Here is a 23,136-nt window from a genome sequence, read left to right as displayed (position 1 = left end):
CGGCTGCCGAGACGGCACTTGCGTCGACTCTCAGCAGCGCGAGGAGGCATTCCGAGGCACTCTCAACGCGCCGACCGGGCACTTCGTGCAGCAGAAGTGCCCGGTCGCGTGGCTGAGAGTGCCCCGGAGTGCCGTCTCGGCCCGGTGAGAGTGCCCCGGAGTGCCGTCTCGCGGATCAGCCGGTGTAGGGCTTGGCGTCGAGGATGACCACCTCGAGCATCTTGCCGGTGGGGGCCTCGTAGGAGAGGGTGTCGCCGACCTTGGCGCCGATGATGGCCGAGCCGAGCGGCGACTGGGGGGAGTAGACCTTGATCCCCGACACCGAGTCCTCGATCTCGCGGGCGCCGAGCAGGAAGGTCTCGGCGTCGTCGTCGTCATCGCCGACGAACTTGTAGGTGACCTTCATGCCGGGCTCGACGATGCCGTCGTCGGCCGGGGTCTCGCCGACCTCGGCGCGGTCGAGCATGTCCTCGAGCTGCCGGATCCGGCCCTCGACCTTGCCCTGCTCCTCGCGGGCGGCGTGGTAGCCGCCGTTCTCCTTCAGGTCGCCCTCGTCGCGGGCGGCGCTGATCCGGGCGATGACCTCCTGGCGGACCGGACCCTTGAGGTCCGCCAGCTCCGCCTTGAGCTTGTCGTAGGCGTCCTGGGTCAGCCAGATCGTGCCCTGCTCGGTGGACTGCGTCATGGGTACTCCTGGGAACACTCGTGGGCCGGCGGGACCAGCCGCCGGATGATCAGTGCGGGTTGTCCCGTTCGGGCGACCTGCGGTCTGCCTCGAGCAAGCGGGCCCGTGGCTGGACCCGGGGGCGGGACAGTCAGAAGGATCAGTCTAACAATCCGATGGTCGCCGCGCAGGTCGGCGCGTGGTCCCGGTCACGCAGGAGGTACGACGGGGCGGGTCACTGCGGCTGCGGCTGGCCGGGGGCGGTGCAGCCGACCAGCTCGATCGAGGTCGCGCGGCGCTCGGTCCGCACCCGCTCGACCAGCGGTTGCGGGGCGCCGTACCGCGGCACGAACGACAGCTCGCCCACGATCGCGTGGTCGGCGGCGGAGGCGCGCAGCAGGCAGCGGGCGCGGACGTCGGCGTCGTGCAGGTGCACCGAGACCTTGACGGTCGCGGCGTGCTCGCCGTCGACGGACCAGCCGACCAGGTCGGAGTCGACCTGGGGGTCGACGTGCGCCCAGGCCGCCCACCCCAGCCAGCCGAGGAACGCCAGCGCCACGACCGCGCTCGCCGCGATCGTCACCCGGCGGCGCCAGGGCGCGGGCGCGCCGTACCGTTCGCGGAGCGCGTCGGAGGTGGTCACCCCCACATGCTCGCACCCGCGCGGGCGCACCCGCCCGCGGGCCGGCGACGCCGAGACCTACGATGAGACCCATGTCGCACGCCCTCCGCAGCGGCCCTCGCGCCGGCCTGCGCCTCATGCACGTCCACGCCCACCCCGACGACGAGTCGAGCAAGGGTGCGGCGACGACGGCGCGCTACGTCGACGAGGGGGTCGACGTGCACGTGGTGACCTGCACCGGCGGCGAGCGCGGGTCGATCCTCAACCCCAAGATGGACCGCCCCGACGTGCTCGAGAACATCAGCGAGATCCGGCGCCAGGAGATGGAGCGGGCCCGCGACATCCTCGGCGTGCGGCAGGACTGGCTCGGCTTCGTCGACTCCGGCTGGCCGGAGGGCGACCCGAAGCCGCCGCTGCCCGAGGGCTGCTTCGCGCTGGTGCCGGTCGAGGAGGCGGCCGAGCCGCTGGTCCGGCTGATCCGCGAGTTCCGTCCGCACGTGGTCACGACGTACGACGAGAACGGTGGCTACCCGCACCCCGACCACATCATGTGCCACAAGGTGGCGGTGGCGGCGTTCGAGGCGGCCGGTGACCCCGCGCGCTACCCCGGGGCCGGCGCGCCGTGGCAGCCGCTGAAGCTCTACTACCACCACTCGTTCAACCGGCCGCGCATGCAGGCCCTGCACGACGCGATGCTGGCGCACGGCCTGGAGTCCCCCTGGGAGGAGCGGCTCAAGGACTGGAAGCCCGACCCGGAGTGGGACGACCGGATCACCACCCGGGTGCCGTGCGGCGACTACTTCGGGGTCCGCGACCAGGCGCTGCTCGCCCACGCCACCCAGATCGACCCCGACGGCCACTGGTTCGCGATCCCGCGCGAGCTGCAGGAGAAGATCTGGCCGACCGAGGACTACGAGCTGGTCGTGAGCCACGTCCCCAGCCAGACCCCGGAGGACGACCTGTTCGCCGGGGTCCCCGACCACGCCTGAGAGACTGGACCCATGTTCCTCACGACCGTCACGGACCTGGTGGCGCAGCCCGTCTGGGCCCAGGTGCTTCCGTTCACCGACGCGCCGCCGAAGCCGGAGGACGTCAAGGCGGGCTGGACCGCCTTCGCGCTCTTCCTCCTGCTCGGCGTCGCCGTGGTGCTGCTCGCGGTCAGCCTGGTCAAGCAGCTGAAGAAGACGCAGGTCGCCAAGGACGCCGGGGTGTACGGCGACGCCCCGGCCGCCCGCCGCGACTCCGCTAGCTCCGCTGACTCCCGTGACTCCGGCGACTCCGGTGACTCCGGTGCCCCTCGGGGCGCTCGCGCCTCGGCGGACCCGGCCGGGGACCCGGAGAACCACGACCACCCGACCGCCTGACCGTCTCAGGGCAGGGGTTGTCAGCCTCTTCTCTCGGTGGATGGGCGTTGCAGGGGCTGACAACCGAGGGAATCCCCGGCTGGCCGGGGATTCCTGCAGGGGCGCCTCGCCCCAGCCGCACCACGCGCACCAGGCAGTCCCAGGCGGTGCGGGCCGGCTGCTCGCCGTGCCCGTCCTCGACGGTCCGGGGGACCCGGCCGGCGCGCACGACCTCGAACGAGCGGTCGCCGAGGTCGGCGAGCACGTCCTCGGCGGTCATCAGCACCGCCGGGTCCTGGGGTCCGCCGGTGCCCTCGGCGAGGTTGGTGGAGTCGTGGGCCACCAGCAGGAACGTGCCACCCGGACGCAGCGCGTCGAAGGCCCGTCGTACGGCGGCCCGGCGCTGGTCGGCGGGTAGCTGCAGGTAGGCGACGACCGCCACGTCGTACTCCTCCTCGGCCCGCCAGGCAGTCGCGTCGGCGCACTCCCAGCGCACGGTGCCCCGCAACTGCTGGTCGGCGGCGAGCCGCCGGCCCTTGTCGAGCGCCACCTGGGAGAAGTCCACCGCGGTGACGTCCCAGCCGCGGCCGGCCAGCCAGATCGCGTTGCGGCCCTCGCCGGCCGCCAGGTCGACCGCGCGGCCCGCGGTCAGCGCGGTCAGCTCCTCCTCGACGAACCGGTTGGGCGTGACCGACCACACCAGCTCGGCCGCGGCATACCGCTGGTCCCAGTCATTCGCGTCCACGCCGCCACGCTACCGCCGCCCCGGCCGAGCCCCGGCCAGCCCCGGCCAGCCCGGCTCCACCGCCGGGTAACGATCGTTCGTCCCGGCGCCCGGGACCAAGTGCCCTGCTCGCGACCGTCGCCGCCCGGGAGGCTGGCGAAGGCACTTGCGAAGGCAGTTGCCCGAGCAGTTCCTCGAGCAATTGCTCGAGGAATGCCAAGCCATCAGGCACAGGAAGGCGTTCGATGAGCGAGACCACCACCACGGCCCCGGGGCCAGCAGCCGAGTCGAGGCCTGCTCCGCCCGCGGTGCCGTTCCGTGAGCTGGTGGAGCTCGCGTGTCGGGCGCCGAGCCTCCACAACACCCAGCCCTGGCGGTGGCGGGCGGACGGCACGCGGTTGCGGCTGTACGCCGACCGCACCCGTCAGCTCCCGCACTCCGATCCCGACGGCCGTGCCGTGGCGATCAGCTGCGGGGCGGCGCTGCACCACGCGCAGGTCGCGGCGGAGGCGCTGGGCTGGGAGGTCGTCGTACGGCGCTGCCCGGACCCGGCCGACCCGGACCTGCTGGCCACGCTCGACCTGGCCCCGGGGCGTGTTGTCCCCGCGGCCCAGGAGCGGCTCGAGGCGCTGCGGGCCCGCAGCACCGACCGCCGCCGGTTCACCTCGTGGCCGCTCCCGGCCGAACGACTGGACCGACTCGCCGAGCGGGCCGCCGCCTGGGGGGCGAAGGTCGTCCCCGTGGTCGATCCGGGTCGGCAGGTGGCCCTCGAGGAGCTCATGCGTCGCGCCGACGAGATCGAGCGCGGCGACCCCGACCACGTCGCCGAGGTGGCGCCGTGGGTCGGGTCGCGCGGTGCGCAGGGGGTGCCGGTCACCAGCATCCCGGAGGTGAACCCGCACCGGCCGGCGGTGCCGTCGCGCTACCAGCCCGGCGAGCCGGCCGACCCGCGGGGCGAGCTCCCGGACCCGCAGGGCGAGCCCGGCGAGTTCGTGGAGGGGCTGATGGTGCTGGGCACGCTCGAGGACGACCCGCCGGCCTGGTTGCGCTGCGGGGAGACGCTGAGCGCGCTGTGGCTCGGCACCCTGCGACAGGGCCTGTCCCTGCTGCCGCTGAGCCAGGTCACCGAGGTGCCCGCCACCCGCGAGCGGCTGCGCCATGACGTGCTCGACGGCCTGCTGTGGCCGCAGCTGACGGTCCGGGTGGGCTGGCAGGAGATCACCCGAGGCCCGCTGCCGCGCGCACCGCGTGGTCCGGTCGAGGAGGTGCTCCGCTTCGACTAGGGACCGCGGGGCCGAGGCCGGCTACGAGCCGTCCACCACGTGGCCGTGCGGGCGGCCGGGGTCGTCGAGGGCGGGGGAGTCCTGCCCGGCGCGCAGCGCCTCGAGCTGGGCGCAGACCGCAGCGCCGTAGAAGAACGAGATCGAGCAGAGCAGCGACCACATCAGCAGTACGACGATGCCGGCGAGCGGGCCGTAGGTGCTGCCGAAGGACGAGCTGACCTTGACGTACGCCGCGAGCGCGCCGGTGGCCGCCAGCGTCAGCACCACCGCGATCGCGGCGCCGAGGGCCAGCCAGGACAGCGCCGGCTGCCGGCGACGTGGCGCGTGGTCGAGCAGGACGGCGATCGCGAAGACCAGCATCACCACGGCCACCGGCCACCGCGCGACCTGCCAGGCGGTCACGGTGCCGGGGGACCAGCCGTACCACCGGTGCATGGCCTGCCGAAGGGCCCGCCGGCCACCAGCATCAGGAAGCCGACGCCCACCGGTCCGGCCAGGACCGCGGTGAGCACCGCGGAGCGCCCGTACTTGCGCAGCGCCGGCCGGTCCCGGCGGATGCCGTAGATCCGGTTGCTCCCGCGCTCGACCTGGGCCATCGCGGTGGTCATGGAGACCAGCGAGAGCGCCAGCCCGAGCACCAGCGCCAGCTCGCCGGTGGAGTCCCCGCCCCGGTGGCTGTCCACCGCCTTGGCCAGCGCATCGGTGCCGCCCTGGCCGGGGGAGACGTGCTCGATGGTCGCCGCGACCACCCGGCTGGGCCGCTCCGCGTCCAGGTCGGTGGCCAGCCCGGTCAGCGCCAGCAGGAACGGCACCAGCGCCAGGCACGTCTGCAGCGCCAGCGCGCGGCTGCTGGTGAAGCCGTCGCCGTAGCGGAACCGCTCGAACGCCCCCAGCAGCACCCGGCGTACGCCGACCCGCCGGACCAGCCGCCAGGCGTCCTCCACGTCGAGCTCGTCGCCGTCCATCTCGATGGTCACGGGGACGAGGCGCGCGGTGGTCATGGCGGCAGCCTATTTGGCGACCGGTCGCGGGATCACCGGGCCGTCGTCGAGCGGGTCCCAGCCCCGCGCGGGCGCGCTGTCAGCCCCGCGCGAGCGCGCTGTCGGCCTCGTAGATGGTGAACCCCCCGGGGGTGGCGACCCGGGTGTAGTGCTGGCGGAGCACGGGCACGGCGGTGGTGGCGTCCACGCCCCACGTCTCGAGCTTGGCGCCGAAGACCACGAGCCAGGTGGGTCGGTCCGGGCCGCTCAGCACCCGGGTGAAGGCCCGCAGGTGGGGATCCCGGACCCGCACCGGCAGGCTCCAGAGCTGCGGGTAGGGGCTGGACAGCCCGGTGGCGCGGAGGATGGCGGGGTCGCCGAACGCGACCACGCCGGTGTCACCGGGTCGCGCGTGGGTGCGCAGGAAGTGGATGACCCCGGCGTCCGCTCCGGGGCCCGGGACCCGACCGTGGGAGACCACGGTGCCGACCGCGACGACCACGGCGGCAAAGACGAGCGAGATCCTCACGCCGCGCCGCAGCCGTGGTCCGGCGTCGGCGAGCACCGCCGCGACCAGGACCAGCCCGGTGATCAGGGCGATCTGGTAGTGCCACCAGAAGCTGCCCCCGCCGGCGATCCCCACCGCCTCCCAGCCGAGCGCGGCGAGCGCCAACACGGCCGCGTGCCTGGGGCCCGTGGGGGAGTCCGGCAGGTCCCCTCGCCGTCGCAGCAGCGCGGCGAGGAGCAGCAGCACCAGCAGCGGGGCGCCGCTGAGCGCGAACGCCCCGAGCAGGTGGGTGAGCCGGGTGTCGTTGGTGTTGGCGGCACTGCTCGCGATCACCTGGGCGGCGTGGAACCGGAACTCGACCAGGGCGTTCCAGAGGGGCGCCGGGCCGGTGCCGAGCAGGTCGGCGACCCCGAGCACGACCGCGGTGACCAGGAGGGCGCCGAGCGCGAACCAGCCGCCGGCGCGGGCGGCCCGGCCCAGCGCGGCACGCCGGGTTCCACCGGCACCGGGCCGCAGCACGGTGAGCACCAGGGCGGTGGCGGCCACGACCGCCACGTCGATCATGTTCTGCTTCACCAGCGCCGCAGCAGCCCCGAGTGCGCCCGCGGCGACCCACCAGCGAGCCGGGTGGCCGGCGCGTCCGGAGAACGCCGCGAGCACGCAGCCGGTCCCGGCCAGCAGGAACGGCAGCGCCAGCAGCTCGCCGTCGATCTCCTGGGCGTCGAAGAGCGGCGTGCTCACGAAGACTGCTGCGGTCGCGGCTGCGTAGACCGGGCCGGTCGGGCGCTGGGCCACCAGCCGTCCGATCCACCCGGCGAGCAGGACGCACGTGACGGCGACCGCGATACCGAGCAGGCGCAGCGCGACCGTGCCGCCCCCGGCGTCGGCGACCCGGAAGAGCGCGATCAGCAGCGGGGGCCGGTCCACCCAGTAGTCGCCGTACAGGCTGGTCCCCGGCCGCCACTGGGCGGCGACCATGAGGAGGCCGCCCTCGTCCGAGCTCAGCGCCCGGCCCAGGAACGGCAGCCGGACGGCTGCCGCGAGCACGGCGGCGACGACGATCCAGGCGCGTGGCGGGAGACCGCCCAGCGCCCGGCGGACGCCCCGGCGCGGACGGGGCGGGGCCCGCCGCGGACCAGCCGTTGGTCCCCGGAGGCCCGCGACGTCGGTCCCGGACCGCGGCTGCCGGTCGGGTGCGTCCATGACCGCAACGTACGTCGCTCGCCTGAAGCCGACATGAACGGCCCACCGGTCCTGCTGACGACGTCGTCCGGCCGGGAGCGGGTGACGAGGGACAGTCAGTCGACGGTCACCGCCCGCAGCACGTCGACCCGGCTGGCGCGCCGGGCCGGGCCGACCGCGGCGAGCACCCCGACGACCGCCGCGACGACCAGGTAGACCACCAGCGTCGCGACCGGCACGCGGACGGTGCTGACGCCCTGCTCGACCAGCGCCCGGCTCAACGCGACGCCGGCGAGGGTGCCGAGCGCGAGACCGGTGAGCGCGCCGAGCAGCGACATCAGCACCGACTCCCGGCGTACGACGGTCCGCACCTGCCGCCGGGTCGCGCCGACCGCCCGCATCAGCCCGAGCTCGCGGGTGCGCTCGACCACCGAGAGCACCAGCGTGTTCACGATGCCGAGGATCGCCACCACGACCGCGAGCAGCAGCAGGGCGGTGACCAGCCCGAGCATCTGGTCGATGCCGGCCTGGGCGTCCGCGGTCAGCTCGGCGGGGTTCTTGACGTCGACGTTCGGGAAGTCCGCCCGCATCGCCCGGGTCAGCTCGGCCTCGACCGCGGCCCGGTCGGCGCCGGCGGCCTCGTGCACCAGGACCGCCACGTCGAGCCGGGAGGTCACGTTGCCGGCGAAGTCGGGCAGCGCGACGACGTAGCCGGTGCCGATCACCGAGTCCCGCGCGAAGGTCGCCGCGACCCGGAAGTGCCGTTCGCCGGTCTCGGGGAAGGTCACCGCCACGTCGTCGCCGGGACCCACGCCGAGCTTCGCGGCCTGGTCGGTGCCGAGCAGCATGGTGCCGGCGCCGAAGTCGGCGAGGTCGCCGGCGCGGATCCCGAGGTCGACGACGTCGGTGAGGCCCTCGGTGCCGAGGCCGGCGACCGCCGCCGAGCCGCCGGCGACCTGCGCCTGGGTGTGGCGCATCTCCACGACCGACGCGACGCCGGCTTGGTGGCGGACCCGGTCGGCCACCTCGGGGCTGAACCCGGCGCCCGGGCCCGGGGGCTGCAGGATCAGGTCGGCCCGGTTGCCGGCGTCGACGAGGTCGGCGACCGACGCCTTGGTCGAGGCGGCGGTGACCGCCACCGCGCTGACCACGGTCAGGCCGATCGTGAGCGCGAGCGCGGTGGCCGCGGCCCGCTGCGGGGTCCGGGCGATGTTGCGGGCCGCGAGCCGCCAGCCGCCGCCGCGCGGACCGCGGTCGGCGAGCCGGGCGATGCCCCGCGCGAGCAGCGGCCCGCACACGACCAGGCCGGCGAAGGCCACCAGCGTGCTGACGCCGGTGAGCGCCGGCTGGTCGCCGACGCTGAGGCAGGCGAGCATGCCGAGCACGCCGAGCCCGAGGACCAGCGAGCCGGCCAGGACGCGGCGGCGGCTCAGGCCGGTGCTGACCGCCTGGGCCTCGCGCAGCGCCTCGACGGGGCCGACCCGGGTGGCGCCGGCCGCGGGCGCGACCGCGGCCACGAGCGTGACGACGACCCCCACGAGCAGCGCCGCCACGACCGTGCGCGGTGCGACCGTCGCCGCCGTGGTGGGCACCTCGATGCCGATCGCGGCCAGCAGCTCGCGGATCCCCACCGCGAGCCCGACGCCGCCGAGCAGACCGAGCGCCGCGGAGACCAACCCCACCACGAGCGCCTCGAGGACGATGCCGCCGAGGACCTGGCGCCGGGTCGCGCCGACCGCCCGCAGCAGCGCGATCTCGCGGCGGCGCTGGGCGACGAGGACGTTGAAGGTGTTCCAGATGACGAAGGAGCCGACCAGCAGGGAGACCCCGGCGAAGACCAGCAGGATCCGGGTGAAGACCTGCATGCCGTCGCGCACCGCGGCCGCGCCCTCGTCGGCGACCTGGGCCCCGGTGAGCGCCTCGGTGCCGTCCGGGAGCCGTTGGGCGATCGCGTCGCGCAGCTGCGCGGCGGAGCCGCTGCCGTCGCCGACCACGTCGATCTGGTCCACCTCGCCGACCTTGTCCAGTCGCTGCTGGGCGGTGGCCAGGTCGAACGCCGCGAGCGTGGCGCCGGCCAGACTGTCGGTGTCGCCGAACCCGACGATGCCGGCCAGCGTGAAGGACGCCGGACCGCTCTCGAAGTCGACGCGGACGGTGTCCCCGAGCCGGTAGCCGGCCTTGCGGGCGGTGAGTGCGTCGAGGGCCACCTCGTGCGGGCCCGACGGGGCCCGTCCGGCGCGGTAGCTGAAGTCGCCGGCGAGCCGCCGGTCGTGGGCCACGCTGCTGGCCAGGGTCGGGGCACCGCCGGGCTGCACCGGGTCGCCGTGCCGGTCGATCACCAGCGCGTAGCCGCTCACGCCGCCCTCGGCGAGCGCGACGCCCGGCACCGCCGCGACCCGGTCGACCATCGCCTGGTCGAGCGGGCGCCGGCCGCCGGAGAAGTCGACGCCGTCGGTGTGGGAGACCGACCGGACCGTGACGTCGGTGCCCTTCGTCAGCCCGGCGTAGAGCTGGTCGAAGGCCTTGCCCATGGTGTCGGAGAGCACGAACGTGCCCGACACGAAGGCCACGCCGACGGTCACGGCGACGACGGTGAGCAGCAGCCGCAGCTTGTGGGCGAGCAGCGAGCGCAGGGAGTGCTTGACCATCGCGTCACTCACCGAGCCGCTTCATGGTCTCGAGCACCGAGTCACGGGTCGGGGCCTCCAGCCCGTCGACCACCCGGCCGTCGGCCAGGAAGACCACGCGGTCGGCGTACGACGCCGCGACCGGGTCGTGGGTGACCATCACCACGGTCTGGCCCAGGTCGTCGACCGCGGTGCGCAGGAACCGCAGCAGCTCGGTGCTGGTGCGGGAGTCCAGCGCCCCGGTGGGCTCGTCGCCGAAGACCACCTCCGGGCGGGAGGCCAGGGCCCGGGCGACCGCCACCCGCTGCTGCTGGCCGCCGGAGAGCTGGGCCGGGCGGTGGCCGAGGCGGTCGCCGAGCCGGAGCGTGGTCACCACCGTGTCGAACCAGTCGCGGTCGAGGGTGCGGCCGGCGAGGTCCGCGGGCAGGCAGATGTTCTCCTCCGCGGTGAGCGTGGGCAGCAGGTTGAAGGCCTGGAAGACGAACCCGAGCCGGTCGCGGCGCAGGATCGTGCGCTGCTTGTCCGACAGGCTCGCCAGGTCGGTGTCGCCGACGAACGCCTGGCCCGAGGTCAGCGTGTCGAGGCCGGCCACGCAGTGCATCAGCGTGGACTTGCCGGACCCGGAGGGCCCCATGATCGCGGTGAAGGCGCCGGCCGGGAAGTCCACGGTGACGTCGTCGAGGGCGTGCACGACGGCGTCCGGGCCGCCGTCGGCCCCGGCGCCGACGCTGCCGTAGGACTTGCGGGCGTGGCTCACCCGAGCGGCGGGTCGCGCGGACCGCTCGGCGGCGGGTGCGGCCAGGGCGATGTCGGTCATGTGTCTTCCTTCGGGGCGGAGTCGGGTCGGTCGGGGTGCTGTCGGGAGCGGTGCTGGAGCGGGCCCGAGACGGCGGCCGGACGGCCGGGGGAGGCGGCGGGAGGGCTGGTAGGGGTGGTGCTGACCCGCGGTCAGCCCGGACGGTGCCGGTCGAGGAAGCCGTCGAGGGTGAGGTCGAGGCCGTAGTCGAACTCCGCGACGTCGTCGAGGCCGGCCAGCAGCGGCCCGACCTCGGCGACGTGCGGATAGCGGTCGGCCAGGGCGGCGAGGTCCGGCTCGGTCGCGGCGGTGATCGGGTGGCGGGGGAAGTAGCGGCTGAGCTCGACCAGCGCGGTGCCGATCGAGTAGGCGGTCAGCGCCCGGTAGGACCGGGCGACCTCCAGCGGCGGGATGCCGGCCTCCCGCAGCGCCCGGTAGCCGCCCTCGAGGTAGGCCAGCGCCGCGGGCGTGCGCGGGGGGTGCAGGGCGATCAGAGGCACGGCGTACGGGTGGCTCAGCAGCACCCGCCGGGAGGCGCGCATCAGCTCGCGCAGGGCCGTCCGGGGCTCGGCGGCCGGGTCGGGCGGCGGGATCTCGGCGTACACGAGCTGCACCACCTCGTCGAGCAGCGCCTCGTGGCCCTCGACGTAGGTGTAGAGGGTCATCGCCGAGACCCGCAGCTCCGCCGCGACCCGGCGCATCGTGACGCCCTCGACCCCCTCGGCGTCGAGCAGGGCGAGGCCGGCGCGCGCGACGGCGTCCGTGGTCAGCCCGGTGCGCTTCGGCACTGCCCATCCCTCCCGTCGTCGGCCTGTGTGGTCGCGGAGTCGGGAATTTACGGCGTACGAAAACGTTTCCGCCAGCGACTTCCGGACCGGTGCAGACCAGTCCTCATCGTTCCTTCATCCCGGTCGGCGCACTGTGGCGGTTCAACGCAGACGAGAGGTGGCGGCATGTCCTGGGACGGCATCCAGCGTCAGGGGTTCCTGGCGGTCAACGACCTGAGCGCCGACACCCCGGCGCTGCACGGCGTGCTGCGGGGCTACGCGATGTACGGCGTGGTCCTGTTCGCGGTGCTGCTGCTGGCGGGCTGGTGGTTCGCCCGGGGCCGCGGCCCGGTCACGATGGCGTCCGCGCTCTGGGCGCCGCTGGGCATGCTGCTGGCGATCGCGGTCAACCAGCCGCTCGGCCGGCTGGTGCACGAGGCCCGGCCGTACGCCGTGCTCCCGCACGTCCTCGTCCTGGTGCCCCGCAGCCACGACTTCTCCTTCCCCAGCGACCACTCGGTGATGGCCGGCGCGGTGGCCGCCGGGGTGTGGCTGGTGAGCCGGCGGCTCGGGCTGGTGGCCCTCGCCGCCGCCCTGCTGATGGCCTTCGCCCGGGTCTACGTCGGCGCGCACTTCCCTCTCGACGTGGTCGCCGGCCTGCTCGTCGGCGCCGTCGTGGTGCTGGTCGGGCACCGGCTGCTGCTGCCGGTCCTGCGCGCACTGGTGGTGCGCCTGGAGCGGACCCCGCTGCGACCGCTGCTGGCGGCCCGGCCGACTCCCTGACCCCGGGGCGCCGCCCGCCGCCCCGCTGCCCAGGGCGCCCTGCGCCGTCAGGCGCCGAGGAAGCCGCGCACCCGCGGCACCACCTGGTCGGCGAACTCCTCGAAGAAGCCGTGCCGGCCACCGGCCACCAGCTGCAGCTCGGCGCCGGGCACGCGGGCGGCGAGCAGCTCGGCGTTGCGCACCGGCGCCATCAGGTCCGCGTCGCCGTGGGTCACCAGGACCGGTACGCCGACCTCCGGGAGCCGGTCCCAGGCGTCGTGCCGGGCGCTGGCGCGCAGGTGGCCCCGGCGGGCGGCGGCCGACATCGTCGGGTCGCCGAGCAGCGTCGAGCCGTCGTGCGTGGCCAGCCACGCCGGGGTGTACATGAGCTCCAGGAGCGCCCGGCGCACCGCGTCCGGGTCGCGCCGGCTCAGCGAGAGCCGCACCTCCACGCTGCGCTCGACCGCCTCCGGGCCGCCGGGGGAGGTGCAGGCGAGCACCAGCCGCCGGACCCGGGCCGGGTGCTCGACGACCAGCCGCTGCGCCACCCGGCCGCCCATCGAAGTGCCGTAGACCAGGACGTCGTCGTAGCCGAGGTCGTCCAGCACCGCGACCGCGTCCGCGGCGAACGACGAGGTCGTCCACGACGCCGCGTCCGTCTCGTCCGCCCGGGTGTCCCCGGTGCCGCGGTAGTCGAAGGTGACGGTGCGGAACGCGTCGGCGAAGGCCGCGCGCAGCCCGTCCCACCAGCGGTGGGAGTTCGCCTGGCCGGGCAGCAGGAGCAGTGGCGGCGCGGTGTCCGGGCCGAGGAGCTGCCAGGCGAGCTCCGCCCCGTCGTACGTCGTGGTCCGTCCGGTCTGCACGGAGCGACTGTGCCAGACGCAGGGGCCGGACGGTGTGCGGGCCGGACGCTCTGCGGGCCGAGGCGCGAGCCGGCGGTCACCGTCCCCTCCGCCTTACCCCATTCTCGGGACCTTTGTCCCGCGGGCTTGCCCCATCTGGGGGAAGCGGCCTTGGCTGGCGGTGCGGATCTTTCTAGGTTGCAGTGTCCCGTCAACCGGGATGCCCTCCCGGTCACGCCGAGTCCTGTCCGGCCGGGAGGTCCCCTGAACACCGGGACAGGAGCGGGGAACCCACCTTCGAGTCGCGCACCGCGCGGCCCTCGGGGTGAAGCCGTCCGATCTCCGGACCGGACGGCCGGGCACACCTCAGCCCGAACCCGACAGCTAACCCCGAAGGCGTGTGGAGGGTTTCCCGATGCGCTTTCGCATGCTCATGTCCATGATCGTCGCCGCCTTCGCGGCCCTGACCACCGTCGCCGTCGTCGAGACGCCGGCGCACGCGTCCAGCACCGCCACCTGGAACCGCATCGCCCAGTGCGAGTCCAGCGGCAACTGGCACATCAACACCGGCAACGGCTACTACGGCGGCCTGCAGATCAGCCGCAGCACCTGGGCCGGGTACGGCGGGAGGCGGTACGCCGCGCTGCCGAGCCAGGCCACCAAGGCCGAGCAGATCCGGGTCGCCGAGCGGATCCGGCGCGGGCAGGGCTGGGGCGCCTGGCCGGTCTGCTCCCGCCGGGCCGGCGTCCGCTGACCTGACGGCCGGCCGGACGGGTGCCGGCCGGGCGCTCCTCGACCGCCCCGCCGACCCGCGCCGCCGAGCCGCGCCGCCGAGCCGCGTCGGGGCGCGGGGACCCGTGGCACCGGGCCCCCGCGCCCCGACGCTCGTCGGACCATCCGGCCCGCCGGGCGGCCCGGCGGGCGGCTCGGCTCGGGACCTGGTCGGCCCGACCCGGACGGCGCTGCCGGTCAGGCCGCCACGGTCTCCCGGACCCGGTCGATCATCGCCTGCTCGCGCTCGCTGACCCGCACCGCGTGGAAGCCGAGGAAGCCGCCCTCGCGCGCCGCCTCGGCGGCCGCCCGAGCGGCGCCGACCAGCCACTCGCCGAACGCCGCGGACTCCTCGGGCGAGGCCTTGGCCGCGACGATGTCGTGCACCTCCCGCAGCTCGGCGAGCACCAGGTCACCGGTCGGCTGGTCCCCGGTCGGCCGGTAGCCCTTCAGCGGGTTCTGCTTGTGCTGCACCATCTCCTGCACGTCGAGCGCGACCTCGGAGAGCAATTGCTCGCGGCTCGGCGGGCTGGTGGCGCTGTGCATCGTCGCCATCGTCTCCTTGGCGGCCTCGATCGGGCCGCCGGGGTCGGCCAGCGTGATCGCCAGCCCGGCCACCATCGGGGCGCGGACGATGCGCGCCCACTCCTCGGGGTCGAAGTCGCTCTTCGTGGTCACGGCGCAGCCCTCCGTCGGGTCGGTGCGGACCGCTCCACGGTGCCCGACGTACGCCGGCCGCGCCTCACCCCGGGCGGGTGAGGCGTGCGCGGCGCGAGAGGCCGGTCCGCCCGGTCGGCACGGGCGGGGCGGCCCGGCGGTGGGTGAGCCACCGATTCCGCCGCGCGGCCCCGCTCACCCGGCGGCCAGCAGCAGCACCACGTCGGTGAGCGCGATGCCGATCGCGGCGAGGAACGGGCCGCGCCCGCCCCGGGTCAGCGCCAGCACGGCGAGCGCCGCGACCACGGCCAGCGCGACGAGCGACGAGGGCCGGCCGAGGCCGGCCCCGAGCGCGACCACGATCGTGCCGGCGACGAGCACCCCGGTGGCGACGGCGGGCAACCGCCGCGCGCCGATCCGGTGCGGCAGCCCGCGAACTCCGGTGGCTGCGTCGTCGTCGAGGTCGGGGAGCACGTTGAGCAGGTGCGCGCCCACGCCCAGCAGCGCCCCGGCCAGCGGCATCCACCACGGCGGCAGCGCCGGCGGGGCGTCGGCGAGCGAGACGAAGACGACCAGGGCGCCGAAGGCGACGGCGTACGGCGCCCACGACCACGCCGTGGCCTTGAGCCCGGCGTTGTAGAGCCAGCCCGAGCCGACGCAGACCAGGTGCACCAGCCCGGCCGCCCACCCGCAGGCCAGCGAGAGCGGCACGACCGCGACCACCGCGACCGCGCAGGCGACCCGCACCGTCCGGGTCGAGACCTCACCGGCCGCCAGCGGCTTGTCGGTGCGCGCCACCGCCCGGTCCCGGGCCTCGTCGATGAGGTCGTTGGACCAGCCGATCGAGAGCTGGCCGGCGAGCACCGCCGCGACCACGAGCGCGATCCGGGCGGGGCCCAGGCCGTCGGCCACGGCCAGCAGCCCGGCCAGCAGCACCACCGCCAGCGCCGGGCCGGCGTGCGCGGCCCGGAGCAGCGCGGTCACCGCAGGTCCCGCAGCGCCGGCGGCAGCGCCGAGACCGGCTGGGCGCCGGCCGCCAGCGGGTCCGCGGGCAGCTGCCGCACCTGGTCGCGGCACCACGGGCTGACCTCGCGGCTGCCGTCCAGGACGCCCGCGCGGAAGGCGCCCCAGTCGGTCCAGCGAGCCTCGGCGACCTCCTCGGGGTCGGGGGCGAGCGGGTCGGCGGTGGTCGCGACCAGCACCGGGCACATCTCGTTCTCGACCACGCCGTTGGCCATCACCGCGCGGTAGCGGAACCGCGGCAGCAGCAGCCGGACCCCCTCGGCCCGCGCGCCGACCTCGGCCAGCACCCGCCGTCGTACGGCGTTGTGGACGTCCTCGCCCGGGGCCGGATGGCCGCAGACGCTGTTGGTCCACGCGCCCGGCCAGGTCGGCTTGTGCAGCGCCCGCCGGGTCAGCAGCAGCCGGCCCCGGTCGTCGAAGAGGTAGCAGGAGAAGGCCAGGTGCAGCGGGGTGTCGGCGTGGTGCACCCCGGCCTTGGCCGTGCTGCCGATCGCGCGGCCGCCCTCGTCGAGCAGCACCACCAGCTCCACGCCGTCCCCGGCGTCCGGCCCTGGGCTCACCCCTGGGCTCATCCCGGGGCCCATCCCGGCGCTCACGCCGGCCTCGCGAGCTGGTCGACCGCGGCGCCGAAGATCGCCGGGGCCGCCGCGGCCAGCGGCACCAGCCGGCGGCGTACGACGGGGCGCCGGGTCGCCCGCAGCAGCGTGTGGGTGAGCAGCTCGTGGCGCCGGCCGAGCCGGCGCGCGACCGGCTCGTAGCCCCCCGGCCGGCCGGCGGCGATCGCCGCCACCGCCGCCCGGGCCTGGGCGAACCCCAGCGCGAGACCCTCGCCGGTGAGCGCGTCGACGTAGCCGCCGGCGTCGCCGACCAGCAGCACCCGCCCGGCCACCCGGCGGCGCGCCCGCTGCCGCAGCGGGCCGGCGCCACGCACGGCGGTCAGGTCCGCGCCCGCCAGCCGGTCGGCGAGTCGGCCGAAGTGGGGGAGCAGGTCCGCGACCGGCCGGCGGACGTCGCTGAGCACGGCCACGCCGACCAGGTCCGCGGCGACCGGGGTCACGTAGGCCTCGCCGACCGCGGACCAGTGCACCTCGACCATCGAGGTCCACGGCGCGGTGGCCAGGTGGCCGCGCTGGCCGTAGCGCCGCCGGCCGGGCACCGGCCGGTCGAGGCCGAGCAGCCGGCGCACGGGGGAGTGCAGCCCGTCGGCGGCGACGAGGTAGCGGGTGGGCTCGCCGTCGACGAGCAGGTGGTCGCCGCGGTCCTCGACCGCGCGCACCGCCCGGTGGGCGGTCTCGATCCCGGCCTCCGCCGCGGCCGCGACGAGCGCCGTGTGCAGGGTGGTCCGGCGTACGCCGCGCCCCGGGCCGCGGCGGAACGGCGCCTCGGCGACGTGCCCGGCGTCGAGGTAGCGGATCCCGGTCAGCGGCCAGCCGGCCGGGTCCACGCCCAGGTCGGCCAGCGCGGCGAGCGCGCCGGGCATCAGGCCCTCGCCGCAGGCCTTGTCGAGGGCGCCCGAGCGGGGTTCGACGACGGCCACATCGAGCCCCGCGCGCCGGGCGTGCAGCGCGGTGGCCAGGCCCACCGGCCCGCCGCCGGCCACCAGCAGGTCACGCACGGCCGCCGCTCCCGGCCCCCGCGCTCGCGGGGAGGGTGGCCAGCGCCGCGTCCTCGACCCGGATCCGGACGGCGAGCAGCGCGGCGTTGGCCAGCGTGAAGCCCAGCGCGGTCAGCCAGGCCGCGTGCACCAGGGGCAGCGCGATCCCCTCCGCGATCACGGCGACGTAGTTGGGGTGGCGCAGCAGCCGGTACGGGCCGCCGGTGACCGGTGGCAGGCCGGGCACCACGATGACGCGGGTGTTCCAACGCCGGCCGAGCGTGGCGATGCACCACCAGCGCAGCGCCTGGGAGGCCAGCACCACCGCGAGCATCGACCAGGCGAGCCCGGCCGGCACCGCGGGCCGGCGTACCCAGGCTTCCACGAGCATCGCGGCCAGGAAGCCGGTGTGCAGCGCGACCATCACCGGGTAGTGCCCGCGGCCGGTCTCCCGCCCGCCCCGGGCGAGGCTCCACCGGGCGTTGCGGGTCGAGACCACGAGCTCGGCCAGCCGCTCGACGCCGACCAGCGCGACCAGCACGGTGAACGCGGCCAGGCCGGTCATGCCGCCGCCTCACCGGCGTCGGCGGCGCGGACCAGCACCAGCTCGGAGCAGAAGCCGGGACCCATGGCCAGCACCATGCCGTAGGACCCGGGCCGCGGCGGCCGGTCGCGCAGCGTGTCCTCCAGGACGTGCAGCACCGAGGCCGAGGAGAGGTTGCCGATCCGGGCCAGCGACTCCCAGGTCAGCCGGACCGCCTCCCGGGGCACCTCGAGGGCCGCCTGCAGCGCCTCGATCACCTTCGGGCCGCCCGGGTGGCACACCCACCACTCCACGTCCGCGCGGGCCAGGCCGTGGTCCGCGAGGAACGCGTCGACGTCGTCGCGGATGTAGCGGCCCACCACCGCCGGCACCTGCGCGTCCAGCACGATCCGCAGGCCGCCGCTGGTCACGTCGAAGCCCATCGTGCGCTCGGAGTCCGGGTAGAGCCGGCTGCGGGTGGCGAGCACCTCCGCGGCCGCGGGCCCGCCCCGGCCGGGGTCGCCGCCGGCGCGCGCGACCACCGCGGCGGCGCCGTCGCCGAACAGGCCGCTGGCCACCAGGTTCGGCATCGACACGTCGTCGCGCTGGACGGTGAGCGAGCAGAGCTCGACCGTGACCAGCACGGCCACCCCGCCGGGGTCCCCACGCAGGTAGTCGTGCAGCCGGGCCAGCCCCGCCGCGCCCGCGACGCAGCCGAGCCCGACCAGCGGGACCCGCTTGACGTCGGGGCGCAGCCCGATGTTCGACGCGATCCGGGCGTCCAGGGTCGGCACCGCCAGCCCGGTCACGGTCGCGCAGATGATCAGGTCGACGTCGCTGGGGGTCAGGTCGGCCGCCTTGAGCGCGTCGAGCACCGCGCGCGAGCCCAGCTCGACGGCGTGCTCGATGAACAGGTCGTTGGCGCGGGTGAAGCCGCCGAGCCCGGCGTACTCCTCCAGCGGCAGCGCCAGGCTGCGGTGCTCCACGCCGGCGTTGCGGTGGAAGCGGCGCAGCACCCGCTCGTCGAGGCCGCCGCCCCGGGCGATGACGCCGGCGAACGCGTCGGTGATCTCGTGCTGGGGGTAGCGGTGCGGGGGGAGCACGCCCCGGACCGCGAGGACCTCGGTGCCGCCCGCCGGGTGGTCGGGTCGAGCCGAGCGTGCCGGTCGCGCCGACTGTCGTGCCTGGCCGCGTGCCGCTGGGTCCGCCATCTCGTCACGGTACCCGCCGCCCACGCACCGCAGCGGTCCCGGCGGGCCTCACCCGGCACGGGTGAGGCCCGCCCCACGGCCCCCGGGTCACAGTGGAGGGTGGCCTCGACGCGGACCGGACGGGACAGGGGGGCCTCGGGCGCCGCCTCGCTCCGTCTCCTCGGCCGGTACGTCGTGGGCCGGGCGCGGGGCCTGGCCCGGACGGTGCTCGACACGGTCCCGCCGGTGCGCCGGACGGTCCAGGAGCTGGTGCGGGTGGAGGTGATCGACCGGACCCTGGTCGTGGCCGCCCAGGCGCTGCTGGCGCTGGTGCCGCTGGTCGTCGTGCTGGCCGCGTTCCTGCCCGCGGACCTGACCAGCACCAGCGTGCAGCGGTTCGACGAGGTGACCGGCCTGTCGCGAGCCTCCGGCCAGCAGGTGGTCGGGCAGGTCGAGCCGCTGAAGTCAGGGGACGAGATCCGCGCCCAGACCGGGCTGGTCGGTCTGGTCGTGGCGGTGCTCTCCTCCTCCAGCTTCGCGCGGGCGCTGATGCGCGCCTACGAGCGGGTCTGGGCGCTGCCCAGCGTCCCCGGGCTCCGCGGCCGACGCCGGGCGCTGGGGTGGCTGCTCGGCTGGCTGGTCGCGCTGCAGCTGCTGGTGCTCACCGGGTGGGCCCGGTCGCAGCTCGAGGCGCGGGCGGGCGAGCCGCCGGCGCGGGCCGCGTTCGGGGTGCTCGGCGTCGTGGTGCAGGTCGTGGTCGCGGCGCTGCTGTGGTGGTGGACGCTGCACGTGCTGCTGAGCGGCCGGGTGCGCTGGCGCGCGCTGGTCGTGCCGGCGGCGGTCACCGGCGGTGCGGTGGTCGCCTACTCCGCCGGGTCGGCCCTGGTGATGCCGCAGTACGCCGCCTCCTCGGCCGCGCAGTTCGGCACCTTGGGACTGGTGCTCGCGGTGGCCACCTGGCTGGTCGGGTTCGCCGGCGTCCTGGTCGTCGTGGCGGTCGTCGGTCGGGTGCTCGCCGAGGACGAGACCAGCCGGGCGGCCGGCGCCCGGGCGGCCGCCTGGATGGCTGCCCGGGTGCGGCGGCTCGTCACGGTCCTGCACCCCGCCCGCTCCGCGGCGGATCGCAGCCAGGAGGCGGCTCGGATCCGCCGCAAACCGGATCCGGGCCGCTGAGGCACGGGCGGCGGGTCGAGCGGCGCCGGTCCAGTGCTCCCGGTCCAGTGCTTCCGGTTCAGTGCTTCCGGTCCGACTCGCGGCCCGGCTCCCGGGCGGCGTGGCGGACCACCTCGACCGGATCGAGCAGCACCAGACCCGAGGGGACCAGCTCGTCGAGCTCGGGGAGGAACCCGCGGATCCGGTCCTCGAGGTCGACGATGATGATCGAGCAGGGCAGGTCGTCGCCGAGGTCGAGGATGCGCGAGGTGTGGATCTTCTCGGACCTGCCGAAGCCCTCGATGCCGTGGAAGACGCTCGCCCCGGCCAGCCCGTGCGCGTGGGCGCGGTGCACGATCTCGGTGTAGAGCGGCCGGTGGTGCCACCGGTCGTCGGCCCTGACGAGGATGGTCAGCCGCACGGCCGGCCCGGACTCGAGTGTCATCTGCGCTCCCGCGCTCAAGATAACGTCGTCGAGCCGGCCAGGGCCAGGGATCGGGCCCGGCAGCGGTCAGAACGCCGAGCCGATCGCCAGCCCGACCAGGGCGGCGCCCAACCCCGCCATCAGCGAGATGGCGATGTTGAGGGCGGCGTAGAGGCGGGCGCCGGTCTCGTAGAGCCGGAGCGTCTCGTAGCTGAAGGTGCTGTAGGTCGTGAGCGCGCCGCAGAACCCGGTGCCCACGGCCAGCGAGACCGCGTCCGGCACGTGGTGACCCCGGCCCACCCCGGTCAGCAGCCCGAGGACCAGCGAGCCCACGACGTTGGCGGTCAGCGTGCCCCACGGGACCACGGTGTCGTGCCGGGCCTGGACCGCCCGGTCGGTGAGATAGCGCGCCGGTGCGCCCAGGGCGGCGCCCAGGCAGAGGAGGACGAAGCCCATCAGCGGGCCCGCCCCTCGAGCTCACGCCCGGGCCTGCGACGCCGCAGCGTGAGAGCGGCGCGTCCGAGGACCACGCCGGCGGCCACGGCCAGCAGCGCGGCCAGGACCGTCCCGAACAGGTAGACGAGCGCGAGGACCGGTTCGTGGCCGTCCATCAGGTCGGTCGTCTGCACGGCGTAGGTGGAGAAGGTCGTGAAGCCGCCCAGCACGCCGACGCCCACGAACGGACGCAGCAGCGGATGGCCGGCGCCCAGCTCCACGACGTACACCATCAGCAGCCCGATCAGGGCGCAGCCCGACGCGTTGGTGGCGAAGGTGGCCCACGGGAAGTCGCCCGGCGCCACCGGCCAGGCCAGCTCCAGCGCGTGCCGGGCGCTCGCCCCCACCATGCCGCCGAGCGCGATCGTCGGCAGCATCCAGCGGTGGGCGCTCCACTCCCGCCGCGTGTCGCGCGGTTCCTCGGGCATGGGGCTCCTACCTGTCTCGGGTCTCGTCGTCAGGTAGGGACTGTTGGCAGCAGGTCGCTGCGGTTGTCGGCGAGCCCCACCGCCATCGACGGCTGAGTCTAACGACGTCCCGGAGTCGGGTCCGGGAACGGTGCGGGAACGGTGCGGGAACGCCCCCCCGGGCCGGACAGCACGAAGGGGCCCGGCGCCGTGGTGGCGCCGGACCCCCGCGTGCAGGTGCCGGTTCAGCGGCTGAGGAACGAGCTCCACATCGGCTTCACGCCGTTGGCGGCGTCACCGGCGTGCCCGAGGTAGCCCAGGCCCCAGTTCTGCTCGATGGTGGTGAGCAGCGAGTAGTGGTTGTAGGCGTGGTGGTCGACGTGACCGCCCTTGGACTGGTGGCCCACGATGATGGCCGGGATCAGGCCGCCGCCGTAGGTGCCGCCGGGCCAGTCCTTGGAGATGCGCGGGTCGGCCTTCTCGACGTACGGCGAGTCGCAGCAGCCGTCGGTGCTCTCCCAGCCGCCGTTGGTCTCGTCGCCGGTGTAGTCGTTCTCGTCGGTGACGATCACGATGGCCGACTGCTTCGTCCACGCCTCGGAGTGGCGGATCGTGCGGACGGCCTGCTTCACGAACGTGTCGGCCTTCTGCTTCAGGGCGGCGTCGTTGGCGTCGTCCTTGGCGCTGCCGTAGGGGCAGGGCGTCTCCGGGTGGTCCGCGACCGTGTCGTAGACCCCGCCGTGCATGTCGTTGCACTGGTTCGGCGAGATCCAGACGAACTGCGGGGCGTCCTTGCTGTCCAGGTCGGCGCCCAGCGCGGTGTAGTCCTTGACCTTGGCCATCCGCTCGGGGTCGTTCTTCACGTCGTCGAAGAGCACGAACGGGTTGTGCTTCTTGGCGTAGAGCGAGATCAGGGTGCCGTCCGCGCGGGCGGGGCCGAAGCGGGCCTCCTTGTCGGCCGGCAGGTCCTGCATGTAGGCACCCCAGTTGATGTGGTGCGCCTCGAGCTGGTCGACGAGGTTGGGGCGGTCGAGGTTGACGATGTTCTGGTCGTTGTCGTCCTGGATGCCGAAGTTGTCGCCGGCGATCGCGGCGATGTAGTTCGGCATCGAGGGGTGGGTGACGCCGTAGTAGTTGTCGGCCATCGTGTAGTGGGTCGCGAGCTTGGTGATGTACGGCGCGTTCACGTCGCCGATCACGCTCGACTGGGAGTGGTTCTCCAGCATGATCACGAAGACGTGGTCGAGGCTGTTCTCGTTCTTCATCGCCGAGTGGCGGGCTGCGCCCGAGGCGTCCTGGGCGCCCGGGTGGGCGTGGGGGGCCGCCTGGGCGGCCGAGACTGCGGTCGCCACGACGGCGGTGGTAGCGGCTGCTGCCGCGGCGATACGACGAGGTCGCACGATGGTTCCTTTCGAGAGCTGGGCCGAGGTCGGCCCAGTGAGAGTGGCCCTGCTTGAGACGTGCCCGGTTCGGAGGTGCCCGGTTCGGACGTGCCCGGTGACGACCGTCCGCTCGGACGGCACCCGGCCTTCGTTCGCGTTCCCCGACTCACCCCCCGACGTCGACCGCCGATCGCATCGCGACCCGGACGCCAGGAACCGTCAGCCGTGGAAGGCGGGCCGGACACGGGGTCCTGGCGCGTTCCGTCGCAGGCCGGGAGTCAAGCAGAGGTGCTCGGTCGTGTCCAGGAAATCGGGACATTTTGCGCAGGCGCCTACGCCGGGGCGGCGACCTTCCTCCGGGCTGCTCGCTCGTTGACACTCAGGGGCACGCCGAGTCGGCGCTCGTTGACACCGGCAG

Annotated in this window: 26 protein-coding genes and 1 riboswitch; of the genes, 6 read left to right on the top strand and 20 right to left on the bottom strand. The window is 75.1% G+C overall.

Going from position 1 to position 23,136, the window contains the following annotated elements; genetic code table 11:
* Window positions 1–175: 175 nt before the first annotated feature.
* Together greA and BJZ21_RS15470 are read right to left on the bottom strand one after the other, a co-directional pair.
* Window positions 176–685: a transcription elongation factor GreA gene (greA, locus tag BJZ21_RS15475; RefSeq protein ID WP_179664568.1), complete on the bottom strand. Its 510-nt coding sequence runs from the start codon at window positions 683–685 to the stop codon at window positions 176–178.
* 214 nt (window positions 686–899) lie between these two features.
* Entirely contained in the window at window positions 900–1,307 is a 408-nt protein-coding gene (locus tag BJZ21_RS15470) for a DUF4307 domain-containing protein (protein ID WP_179664567.1), read from the bottom strand.
* A gap of 71 nt (window positions 1,308–1,378) precedes the next feature.
* Between BJZ21_RS15470 and mca the strand changes: the two genes are divergently transcribed.
* Together mca and BJZ21_RS15460 are read left to right on the top strand one after the other, a co-directional pair.
* Entirely contained in the window at window positions 1,379–2,275 is an 897-nt protein-coding gene (gene mca / locus BJZ21_RS15465) for a mycothiol conjugate amidase Mca (RefSeq protein WP_179664566.1), read from the top strand.
* A gap of 12 nt (window positions 2,276–2,287) precedes the next feature.
* Window positions 2,288–2,650, top strand: a complete 363-nt coding sequence (locus BJZ21_RS15460) for a hypothetical protein (RefSeq protein WP_179664565.1) — start codon at window positions 2,288–2,290, stop codon at window positions 2,648–2,650.
* On the opposite strand, the gene BJZ21_RS15455 is transcribed toward BJZ21_RS15460, so the two are convergent.
* Window positions 2,532–3,374, bottom strand: coding sequence for a methyltransferase domain-containing protein (locus BJZ21_RS15455; RefSeq protein ID WP_179664564.1), 843 nt, complete (start codon window positions 3,372–3,374; stop codon window positions 2,532–2,534). The two genes, BJZ21_RS15460 and BJZ21_RS15455, sit on opposite strands and share 119 nt — an antisense overlap.
* 224 nt (window positions 3,375–3,598) lie before the next feature.
* On the opposite strand from BJZ21_RS15455, the gene BJZ21_RS15450 reads away from it, so the two are divergent.
* Window positions 3,599–4,636 carry an Acg family FMN-binding oxidoreductase gene (locus BJZ21_RS15450; protein ID WP_179664563.1) on the top strand — a complete coding sequence of 346 codons (1,038 nt, stop codon included), beginning with the start codon at window positions 3,599–3,601 and terminating at the stop codon, window positions 4,634–4,636.
* Between the two features lie 21 nt (window positions 4,637–4,657).
* On the opposite strand, the gene BJZ21_RS21475 is transcribed toward BJZ21_RS15450, so the two are convergent.
* The 6 genes from BJZ21_RS21475 to BJZ21_RS15420 all read right to left on the bottom strand — a co-directional run bounded on the left by BJZ21_RS21475 (window position 4,658) and on the right by BJZ21_RS15420 (window position 11,517).
* Entirely contained in the window at window positions 4,658–5,038 is a 381-nt protein-coding gene (locus BJZ21_RS21475) for a YhjD/YihY/BrkB family envelope integrity protein (protein WP_179664562.1), read from the bottom strand.
* Window positions 5,035–5,637 (bottom strand): YihY/virulence factor BrkB family protein, encoded by a 603-nt coding sequence (locus BJZ21_RS21470; RefSeq protein WP_179664561.1) that lies wholly within the window; start codon window positions 5,635–5,637, stop codon window positions 5,035–5,037. Before BJZ21_RS21470 ends, BJZ21_RS21475 begins: the two co-directional genes overlap by 4 nt.
* A 79-nt stretch (window positions 5,638–5,716) precedes the next feature.
* Entirely contained in the window at window positions 5,717–7,327 is a 1,611-nt protein-coding gene (locus BJZ21_RS15435; RefSeq protein WP_179664560.1) for a hypothetical protein, read from the bottom strand.
* Window positions 7,328–7,422: 95 nt separating this feature from the next.
* The gene (locus tag BJZ21_RS15430; RefSeq protein WP_179664559.1) at window positions 7,423–9,966 is read right to left on the bottom strand and encodes an FtsX-like permease family protein; all 2,544 of its coding nucleotides are present in this window, start codon (window positions 9,964–9,966) and stop codon (window positions 7,423–7,425) included.
* The gene (locus BJZ21_RS15425) at window positions 9,959–10,750 is read right to left on the bottom strand and encodes an ABC transporter ATP-binding protein (RefSeq protein WP_179664558.1); all 792 of its coding nucleotides are present in this window, start codon (window positions 10,748–10,750) and stop codon (window positions 9,959–9,961) included. The genes BJZ21_RS15430 and BJZ21_RS15425 overlap by 8 nt, the downstream gene beginning before the upstream one ends.
* A 131-nt stretch (window positions 10,751–10,881) precedes the next feature.
* Window positions 10,882–11,517: a TetR/AcrR family transcriptional regulator C-terminal domain-containing protein gene (locus tag BJZ21_RS15420; protein ID WP_179664557.1), complete on the bottom strand. Its 636-nt coding sequence runs from the start codon at window positions 11,515–11,517 to the stop codon at window positions 10,882–10,884.
* Between the two features lie 165 nt (window positions 11,518–11,682).
* On the opposite strand from BJZ21_RS15420, the gene BJZ21_RS15415 reads away from it, so the two are divergent.
* Window positions 11,683–12,279: a phosphatase PAP2 family protein gene (locus BJZ21_RS15415; RefSeq protein WP_179664556.1), complete on the top strand. Its 597-nt coding sequence runs from the start codon at window positions 11,683–11,685 to the stop codon at window positions 12,277–12,279.
* A 47-nt stretch (window positions 12,280–12,326) separates the two neighbouring features.
* Here the strand turns inward: BJZ21_RS15415 and BJZ21_RS15410 are convergent, their stop codons facing one another.
* The gene (locus BJZ21_RS15410; RefSeq protein WP_179664555.1) at window positions 12,327–13,121 is read right to left on the bottom strand and encodes an alpha/beta fold hydrolase; all 795 of its coding nucleotides are present in this window, start codon (window positions 13,119–13,121) and stop codon (window positions 12,327–12,329) included.
* Window positions 13,122–13,359: 238 nt separating this feature from the next.
* A riboswitch (cyclic di-AMP (ydaO/yuaA leader) is annotated at window positions 13,360–13,513 on the top strand.
* 2 nt (window positions 13,514–13,515) lie between these two features.
* Here BJZ21_RS15410 and BJZ21_RS15405 point away from each other — a divergent pair.
* On the top strand, window positions 13,516–13,854 hold the full coding sequence (locus BJZ21_RS15405; protein ID WP_179664554.1) for a transglycosylase family protein: 339 nt from the start codon (window positions 13,516–13,518) through the stop codon (window positions 13,852–13,854).
* 215 nt (window positions 13,855–14,069) lie between these two features.
* Here BJZ21_RS15405 and BJZ21_RS15400 read toward each other — a convergent pair whose 3' ends face one another.
* From BJZ21_RS15400 to BJZ21_RS15375, 6 genes are all read right to left on the bottom strand, one after another.
* Entirely contained in the window at window positions 14,070–14,549 is a 480-nt protein-coding gene (locus tag BJZ21_RS15400; protein WP_179664553.1) for a hypothetical protein, read from the bottom strand.
* A gap of 174 nt (window positions 14,550–14,723) precedes the next feature.
* A complete protein-coding gene (locus BJZ21_RS15395) occupies window positions 14,724–15,512 on the bottom strand; it encodes a UbiA family prenyltransferase (protein WP_179664552.1) in 789 nt (262 codons plus the stop codon).
* Window positions 15,509–16,111, bottom strand: a complete 603-nt coding sequence (gene idi, locus BJZ21_RS15390) for an isopentenyl-diphosphate Delta-isomerase (protein WP_343052166.1) — start codon at window positions 16,109–16,111, stop codon at window positions 15,509–15,511. The genes BJZ21_RS15395 and idi overlap by 4 nt, the downstream gene beginning before the upstream one ends.
* 32 nt (window positions 16,112–16,143) lie before the next feature.
* Window positions 16,144–17,166 carry an FAD-dependent monooxygenase gene (locus tag BJZ21_RS15385; RefSeq protein WP_179664551.1) on the bottom strand — a complete coding sequence of 341 codons (1,023 nt, stop codon included), beginning with the start codon at window positions 17,164–17,166 and terminating at the stop codon, window positions 16,144–16,146.
* A complete protein-coding gene (locus BJZ21_RS15380) occupies window positions 17,159–17,710 on the bottom strand; it encodes an isoprenylcysteine carboxyl methyltransferase family protein (protein ID WP_179664550.1) in 552 nt (183 codons plus the stop codon). Before BJZ21_RS15380 ends, BJZ21_RS15385 begins: the two co-directional genes overlap by 8 nt.
* Window positions 17,707–18,879, bottom strand: coding sequence for a type III polyketide synthase (locus tag BJZ21_RS15375; protein WP_179664549.1), 1,173 nt, complete (start codon window positions 18,877–18,879; stop codon window positions 17,707–17,709). The genes BJZ21_RS15380 and BJZ21_RS15375 overlap by 4 nt, the downstream gene beginning before the upstream one ends.
* A gap of 99 nt (window positions 18,880–18,978) precedes the next feature.
* Here BJZ21_RS15375 and BJZ21_RS15370 point away from each other — a divergent pair, with 99 nt between their 5' ends.
* A complete protein-coding gene (locus tag BJZ21_RS15370; RefSeq protein ID WP_179664548.1) occupies window positions 18,979–20,031 on the top strand; it encodes a YhjD/YihY/BrkB family envelope integrity protein in 1,053 nt (350 codons plus the stop codon).
* Between the two features lie 58 nt (window positions 20,032–20,089).
* Here BJZ21_RS15370 and BJZ21_RS15365 read toward each other — a convergent pair whose 3' ends face one another.
* The 4 genes from BJZ21_RS15365 to BJZ21_RS15350 form a co-directional block, all read right to left on the bottom strand.
* On the bottom strand, window positions 20,090–20,455 hold the full coding sequence (locus tag BJZ21_RS15365) for a DUF190 domain-containing protein (RefSeq protein WP_179664547.1): 366 nt from the start codon (window positions 20,453–20,455) through the stop codon (window positions 20,090–20,092).
* Window positions 20,456–20,521: 66 nt separating this feature from the next.
* Window positions 20,522–20,890, bottom strand: a complete 369-nt coding sequence (crcB, locus tag BJZ21_RS15360; RefSeq protein WP_179664546.1) for a fluoride efflux transporter CrcB — start codon at window positions 20,888–20,890, stop codon at window positions 20,522–20,524.
* Window positions 20,890–21,357, bottom strand: a complete 468-nt coding sequence (locus tag BJZ21_RS15355) for a fluoride efflux transporter FluC (protein WP_179664545.1) — start codon at window positions 21,355–21,357, stop codon at window positions 20,890–20,892. The genes crcB and BJZ21_RS15355 overlap by 1 nt, the downstream gene beginning before the upstream one ends.
* A 224-nt stretch (window positions 21,358–21,581) precedes the next feature.
* Window positions 21,582–22,688, bottom strand: a complete 1,107-nt coding sequence (locus BJZ21_RS15350) for an alkaline phosphatase family protein (protein ID WP_179664544.1) — start codon at window positions 22,686–22,688, stop codon at window positions 21,582–21,584.
* Between the last annotated feature and the right edge of the window lie 448 nt (window positions 22,689–23,136).

Origin of the sequence: Nocardioides panaciterrulae, assembly GCF_013409645.1 — a bacterium.
GTDB lineage: Bacteria > Actinomycetota > Actinomycetes > Propionibacteriales > Nocardioidaceae > Nocardioides > Nocardioides panaciterrulae.
Note: the sequence above shows the minus strand (reverse complement) of the source record. Positions and strands in the feature narration are given on the sequence as shown.